This is a genomic window from Neoroseomonas rubea (assembly GCF_016106015.1).
GTDB classification, from domain to species: domain Bacteria; phylum Pseudomonadota; class Alphaproteobacteria; order Acetobacterales; family Acetobacteraceae; genus Neoroseomonas; species Neoroseomonas rubea.
The window spans coordinates 1-1072 of sequence record NZ_JACADQ010000635.1 but is presented as its reverse complement, the minus strand read 5'-3'; the positions used below and the strand labels follow the sequence as shown (position 1 = coordinate 1072).

General features: G+C 74.2%; 2 protein-coding genes. One reads left to right on the top strand and one right to left on the bottom strand.

What is annotated here, in order from left to right:
- A partial coding sequence (locus HW577_RS25480) for a hypothetical protein (protein ID WP_198378875.1) occupies nucleotides 1-279 on the bottom strand: 279 nt, incomplete at its 3' end.
- Nucleotides 280-473: 194 nt separating this feature from the next.
- Between HW577_RS25480 and HW577_RS25475 the strand changes: the two genes are divergently transcribed.
- Nucleotides 474-1072: DUF2076 domain-containing protein (locus HW577_RS25475; protein WP_198378874.1), on the top strand; the 599-nt coding region annotated here is incomplete at its 3' end.

Sequence of the window (1072 nt, the reverse complement as noted above, 5' to 3'; positions counted from 1 at the left end):
GACGATCCCGGCGACGACGCCCCCGCCCCAGAGCGCGATGTCGCCGGGCTGCGGCGGACGGCCGCTCAGCACCCAGACGGCGGGCTGCACCAGCGCGCCCGCGACCGTGCCCGCGCCGACGCGCCCGGCGGCGGCCAAGCCCTGTTCCAGCGTCACGGAGGCGATGGTCTGCGTCACCTCCCGCCCCATGTTCGAGCTGTTGTTGATAAGGTCGGTGATGCCGTTGGCCTGGGCGGGCGGCGTGAAGTTGCCGCCGGTCTGGGACGTCGTGCCGCTCATGGATCAGCCTCGCAAGCTGGGGGTGCCTGGCGCGCACTCTGGCGCCGGAACGGTTGCCCGTCGGTGATCCATTTCACGTCACGCAATGTCACGCCCGCCCGCCTTGAAACCGGGCGGGTGCCGGGCCAATTCGCGCCCGGACGGAGAGGCGGGCGTGAATCCGCCCCCGCGCAATGTCGGGAGAGGATTGACGGATGACGGACGAAGAACGGCGGATCATCACCGCCTTCGTGGAACGGATCAGCGGCGCGGCGCCCGTGGCGCAGGCGCCGAGCGGGCCCTGGGGCGCGGCCGCGCCCCCGCAGAAGCCCAGCCTGCCCCCGGTGGATCCGGAGGCGGACCGCCTGATCCAGGAGCTTTTCACCCGGCACCCGGAAGCGCGGTACCGCATCACCCAGACCGCCTTCGTGCAGGAAGCGGCGCTGATCGAAGCGCAGAACCGCATCCAGCAGCTGGAATGGGAAGTCGAGAACGCCCGGCGTGAAGGCCAGGCGACGGCCGCGCGCGCCGGCGGTGGCGGCGGGATGTTCGGCGGGCTGTTCGGCGGCCGCCAGGCCGGGCCGATGCCCCCGCCGATGCCGCCCCGCCCGCAGCCGCAGTATCCGGCGGGCTACAACCCGCAGGCGCTGCAGGGCCAGCAGGGCCGCGGCGGCATGGGCTTCCTCGGCACCGCCGCGGCGGCCGCGGCGGGCGTGGCCGGCGGTATGCTGCTCGGCAACATGCTAATGGGCGCGCTCGGCTCGGGTGGCGCGGCGCAGGCCGCGACCCCCGCGGCGGATGCGACGCCCTCCAG